The following is a 5,692-nucleotide window of genomic DNA, read 5'->3' on the forward strand; positions in this document are numbered from 1 at the left end:
AGCGCAAGATCGCTGGTCACCCGGGCGCCTCCACTCCGCTGCACCGCATCACCGACGAGAAGACCATCAGCGCCCACCGCAAGGCCATGTGCGCGCCCGCAACGCCGCCCACGCCGTCCGGATCGCCCGTGACTTCGTCGGAGAGGCGGCGGGCGCCTTCGCCCTCGTACCGGTGCTGGAGCATCAGATCGTCGACCATGTCTACAGCTACGGGATCGCCGCCGCCGAGACCGTCCCGGTCGCCCTCGCCCTGGCCACCGCCGCCCGCGGCCAGATCGCCCAGGCCGTTCCCGCGGCGGCGTGCCTGTCGCGGGTGGCCGACTCCGCGCCCGCCCTGGCCGGCGCGCTGACCGGTGCGCTCGGCGGCATCGGCGCCGTCCCGGACGGCTGGCGCGAGGCCTGCCGCACCCTCGCGGGCTGTGCGCTGCCCCGCCTCGCGGGGACCGATCTGATCGAACTCGCCGGGCTGCTGGCAGACACGGAACCGAAGCCCCCGGGTGGACAATTCGGACATGACATCCATGACGCCCACGCTGTCCGAGGCCGGACCCACGACACCCACACTCGATGAACGGATCACGGGCGCACTCGTCGGCGCCGCGGTCGGCGATGCGCTCGGCGGTCCGGTGGAGGGCCGGTCCCCCGAGCAGATCGTGGCCCGCCACGGCGGGCGGATCGACGGCGTCGTGGGCCCGTGGGACGGCGAGAACTGGCGGACCGCGCGCCCCATCGCCCCGTACCACAAGGGCGACGGGCATGTCACCGACGACACCTTGATGACCCATGCGCTGGTGCGGGTGTACGGCGCGGTGCGCGACCATCTCGACGCCTACGCGGTCGCCGGTCATCTCGTGCCCGAGCTGATCTCCAACCCCCGCTGGATCCCGGAGCTGGAGGCCGAGGCGCTGCCGCTCCAGCGGATCTTCCTCGCCGAGAAGTGGATCGTCGCCCGGCTGCACTACGGCCATGTCGATCCGCGCGAGGCGGGCTCCGGGAACATCGTCAACTGCGGTGCGGCGATGTACATGGCCCCGGTCGGCCTGGTCAACGCCGCCCATCCGGAGGCCGCGTACGCCGAGGCGCTGGATGTCGCCGGCGCCCACCAGTCGAGTTACGGCAGGGAGGCGGCCGGGGTCTTCGCGGCCGCCGTCGCCGCCGCCTGCGCCCCGGGCGCGACACCCACCGGAGTCGTCGACACCTGTCTGTCGCTCGCCAAGGACGGCACCCGGTCGGCGATCGAGGCGGTGTGCGAAGTGGCCGCCCGGTACCGCGACTTCGAGTCGGCGCTGACCCCGCTGCGCACCGCCGTCGCCCCTTTCGACACGGTCGGCCCCGACTACCGCGCCCCGTCCCTCGGCGCCCGCAGGCCGTCCCGGCTGCATGCCATCGAGGAGCTCCCGATCGCGCTCGGCATGCTGCTCGTCGCGGACGGCGACTACCGTCACACGGTCCTGGGCTCGGTCAACTACGGCCGGGACTGCGACTCGATCGCCACGATGAGCGGCGCCGTCGCGGGGGCGCTCCACGGCGAGCGGGCGATCCCCGCCGACTGGGTGAAAACGGTCGCCGGGGCCAGCCGCCTCGATCTGCACGCACCCGCGCGGACCCTGGCGGACGTCGCCCGCGAGGTGTTCGTACGGGACACGGCCCGGCGCCGCGCGCACGAGTCGGCGTTCGCCGCACTGGTGGGTACGCCATGACCGTACGGGTGACATGGGTGCAGCCCGAGGACCTCGTCGGGCACGAGCTGCGCCAGGCGGCAGAGGACGGGCGGGACGCGCGGGCCATCGCGCGCCGGTGGTACGAGGCGGGCGGCGCCCCCGCCCCGGAGCGCGCGGGTGCCTCCACCCCTCCGGCGCCGGAGCTGCGCGCGCTCGCCGAGCGGCTGCTCGACGAACTCGCCCTGCTGGACTCGCCGTTGGAGATGGACGAGCCGACGGAGCTGGCCGCGATCCGGGCCGCGTGCCCGGACTGGCCGGCACCCCGCCCGGACCCGGCGCCGGTGAGCCGGGACCGGCTGCACGCCGCCTGGCTGGGCCGGGCGGCCGGCTGTCTGCTCGGCAAACCCGTCGAGAAACTGCCACTGGACGGTATCCGCGCCCTGGCCCGCTCCACCGGCAACTGGCCGCTCGCCACCTGGTTCACCGCCGAGAACCTGCCCGCCCCACTGGCCGCCACCTACCCCTGGAACCGGCGCTCCGCGCCCAACTCGCTGGCCGAGAACATCGACGGCATGCCCGAGGACGACGACCTCAACTACCCCTTGCTCACCGTGGTGCTGCTCCAGCGGTACGGCCCCTCCTTCACCACCGGCGATCTCGCCAGGCTCTGGCTCGACGAGCTCCCGGCAGGCCGGACGTTCACCGCCGAGCGGATCGCGTACCGCAATCTGCTGGACGGCGTCGAGCCCCCGCACACCGCCCGTTACCGCAACCCGTTCCGGGAGTGGATCGGCGCGCAGATCCGGGCCGATGTGCACGGCTGGACCCATCCGGGCGACCCGGCGGCCGCGGCGGAGCAGGCACACCGGGACGCCGTGCTCAGCCACACCGCCAACGGGGTGTACGGGGCGATGTTCACCGCCGCGGCGCTCGCGGGGGCGGCCGAGGGCGGGAGCGATGTGCACGGGTGTCTGGCCGCCGGGCTGCGCGTCGTGCCACCGCGTTCGCGGTTCGCGCACGCGGTGCGCTTCGGTGTCGCGGCGGCCCGGGACAGCGCCGATTTCGACACGGTGGCCGACCGGCTGCACGCCGAGTACGGCCGGTACCACTGGGTCCATGTGCTGCCCAACGCCGCTCTGCTCGCAGCCGCCCTCACCCATGCCGACGGCGACTTCTCGCACTCCATCTGCCGTGCGGTGTCGGGCGGCTGGGACACCGACTCCAACGGCGCGACCGCGGGTTCGCTCGCCGGGCTGCTGGCCGGGGCCCCTTCGCTGCTGCCCGACCACTGGACCGCCCCGCTGAAGAACCGCCTCGCCTCGTCCGTCCCCGGTTTCGACTCCATCGGCTTCGACGAACTCGCCGAACAGACCCACCGGCTCACCCAGAAGGAGGCACTGTGCCCATGACCGGCATCGCGGTGCTCGGCAGCACCAATATGGACCTCGTCGCATACGTCGCACGGGCTCCGGAACGCGGAGAGACCGTCACCGGGCGGGAGTTCCGCACCGTCCCGGGCGGCAAGGGCGCCAACCAGGCCGTCGCCGCCGCCCGCGCGGGCGGCGATGTGATGATGATCGGTGCGGTGGGCGACGACGCGTACGGCGCGCAGCTCCGGGCCGGTCTGGAGCACGCTGGCGTCGACACCGATCTGCTGCACACCGCCGAGGGCCCCAGCGGTACCGCGCACATCGTCGTCGACGACACGGGGGCCAACTCCATCGTGGTGGTCCCCGGCGCCAACGGCACCGTCACCGCTCTCGGCCCCGGCGAGATGGCCGCCATCGCCGAAGCCGATCTGCTGCTCCTCCAGCTGGAGCTGCCGCTGTCCGCGGTGATCGAGGGCGCCCGGGTGGCCCACGCCCAGGGCGTACGGACCATCCTCACCCCGTCCCCCGTCCAGCCCCTGCCCTCCGAACTCCTCGACCGTGTCGACCTGTTGATCCCCAATGAGCACGAGGCGGCCGCGCTCTCCGGCTTCACCGACCCCCATGCGGCGGCGCAGTACCTGCTCAGCCAGGTCCCCGCGGTGATCATCACGCTCGGCTCGAAGGGCTGCCTCTACGCGGCCCGGGGCGGCGAACCCGTCCTCTTCCCCGCCCCCGAGGTCACCGCCGTCGACACCACGGGGGCGGGCGACACCTTCGTCGGCTCGCTCGCCGTCGCGCTCGGCGAGCGACGGCCCGTGCCGGAGTCGCTGGCCTGGGCGTCGTCGGCCGCCGCGCTCTGCGTACAGCGGCCGGGTGCCTCGACCTCCATGCCGTACCGCACCGAGATCGACGCCGCGTGAACGCGCCCGCGCAGGCCCCCCTGACCGGGCTGCGGATCATCGACCTCGCCACGCTCTTCGCCGGTCCGCTCTCCGCCACCATGCTCGGCGACTTCGGCGCCGAGGTGATCAAGGTCGAGCATCCCCGCAGGCCCGACCCCTCGCGCGGGCACGGCCCCACGAAGGACGGCGTCGGCCTGTGGTGGAAGCTGCTCGGCCGCAACAAGCGCAATCTGACCCTCGATCTGTCCACTCGCGGCGGCCGTGACGTGCTGCTCCGGCTGGCCGCCGAAACGGATGTGATCATCGAGAACTTCCGGCCCGGGACACTGGAGCGCTGGGGTCTCGGCTGGGCGGAGCTGCACGCGGTCAACCCGCGGCTGGTCCTGGTCAGGGTCACCGGATTCGGACAGTTCGGCCCGTATGCGCACCGCCCCGGCTTCGGCACCCTGGCCGAGGCGATGAGCGGGTTCGCCGCGATCACCGGGGAGCCGGACGGGCCGCCCACGCTGCCGCCGTTCGGGCTCGCCGACTCGATCGCGGCGCTGGCCACCGCGTACGCCGTGATGACCGCGCTCGCCGGACGCGAGCGCACCGGGGAAGGACAGGTCGTCGACATGGCGATCATCGAGCCGATCCTGACCGTGCTCGGCCCGCAGCCCATCTGGTACGACCAGCTCGGCTACGTACAGCCGCGCACCGGCAACCGGTCCCGGAACAACGCCCCGCGCAACACCTACCGCACGTCGGACGGGCACTGGGTCGCGGTCTCCACCTCAGCGCAGTCGATCGCCGAGCGGGTGATGCACCTGGTCGGCCGGGCCGAGCTGATCGACGAACCCTGGTTCGCCTCCGGCACCACCCGTGCCGAGCACGCCGACGAACTCGACGAGGCGGTCGGCAACTGGATCGCCCGGCACACCCGGAAGGAGGCGGTCTCGGCCTTCGAGAAGGCGGAGGCGGCCATCGCACCGATCCACGACGTCCAGGACGTGATGGAGGACCCGCAGTACCGGGCCCTGGACTCCGTCACCGAGGTCGACGACCCGGAGCTGGGTCCGCTGCGGATGCAGAACGTGCTGTTCCGTCTCTCGGCGACGCCGGGCGCGATCCGCTGGGCGGGCCGGCCGCACGGCGCGGACACCGAGGAGATCCTCACCGGGCTGGGCCTGTCGGGCCCGGAGATCGCGGCGTTGCGCGCGGAGCGCGTCCTGTGACGGCGGCGGTTCCGCTCACCTGGCTGTACGTCCCCGGGGACCGGCCGGAGGTGGTGCGCAAGGCGCGGGATTCGGGCGCGGACGCGGTGATCGTGGATCTGGAGGACGCGGTGGCGCCGGACCGCAAGGAGTACGCGCGGTCGGCCACCGCCGAGCTGCTGTCCGAAGCGGCCGGGGACACGGCCGTGCCGATCCATGTCCGGGTCCACACCGAGGCGGACGTGCTCGCCCTGGCCGGGCTGCCGGGCCTCGCCGAGCTGCGGCTGCCCAAGATCACGCATGCGGCGTCCGTGCATCACATCGCGGCCGTGGCGCCGGGGGTCGCGCTCTGTCCGCTGCTGGAATCGGCGCTCGGCATCGAGCACGCGTACTCGGTTGCCGCCTCCCATCCCCAGGTGCGCTCCATCGCCCTCGGCGAGGCGGATCTCCGGGCCGATCTGGGGGTACGGGACGACGCCGGGCTCGACTGGTCGCGCAGCCGCGTGGTGGTCGCCGCCCGCGCGGCCGGGCTCGCCCCGCCCACCCAGTCGGTGTTCCCGGACGTC

The 5,692-nt window shown here is 73.5% G+C and carries 5 protein-coding genes and 1 pseudogene; all 6 read left to right on the forward strand.

Features of this window, described 5'->3' with window-relative positions; genetic code table 11:
- Nucleotides 1-94: 94 nt before the first annotated feature.
- Nucleotides 95-571, forward strand: a pseudogene (locus ABZY11_RS42535) (ADP-ribosylglycohydrolase family protein); the annotation flags it as partial.
- On the forward strand, nt 513-1,700 hold the full coding sequence (locus ABZY11_RS42540; protein ID WP_356484313.1) for an ADP-ribosylglycohydrolase family protein: 1,188 nt from the start codon (nt 513-515) through the stop codon (nt 1,698-1,700). The pseudogene ABZY11_RS42535 and the gene ABZY11_RS42540, both read left to right, overlap by 59 nt.
- Nucleotides 1,697-3,070 (forward strand): ADP-ribosylglycohydrolase family protein, encoded by a 1,374-nt coding sequence (locus ABZY11_RS42545; RefSeq protein ID WP_356484314.1) that lies wholly within the window; start codon nt 1,697-1,699, stop codon nt 3,068-3,070. The genes ABZY11_RS42540 and ABZY11_RS42545 overlap by 4 nt, the downstream gene beginning before the upstream one ends.
- Nucleotides 3,067-3,951, forward strand: coding sequence for a ribokinase (rbsK, locus tag ABZY11_RS42550; protein WP_356484315.1), 885 nt, complete (start codon nt 3,067-3,069; stop codon nt 3,949-3,951). Before ABZY11_RS42545 ends, rbsK begins: the two co-directional genes overlap by 4 nt.
- Complete coding sequence (locus ABZY11_RS42555; RefSeq protein WP_356484316.1) at nt 3,948-5,147, forward strand: CoA transferase; 1,200 nt, start codon at nt 3,948-3,950, stop codon at nt 5,145-5,147. The genes rbsK and ABZY11_RS42555 overlap by 4 nt, the downstream gene beginning before the upstream one ends.
- The coding region (locus ABZY11_RS42560; RefSeq protein ID WP_356484317.1) for an aldolase/citrate lyase family protein at nt 5,144-5,692 on the forward strand (549 nt) is incomplete at its 3' end. The genes ABZY11_RS42555 and ABZY11_RS42560, both read left to right, overlap by 4 nt.

It is taken from the genome of Streptomyces sp. NPDC006510 (assembly GCF_040611955.1).
In the GTDB taxonomy this organism is placed as follows: Bacteria; Actinomycetota; Actinomycetes; order Streptomycetales; family Streptomycetaceae; genus Streptomyces.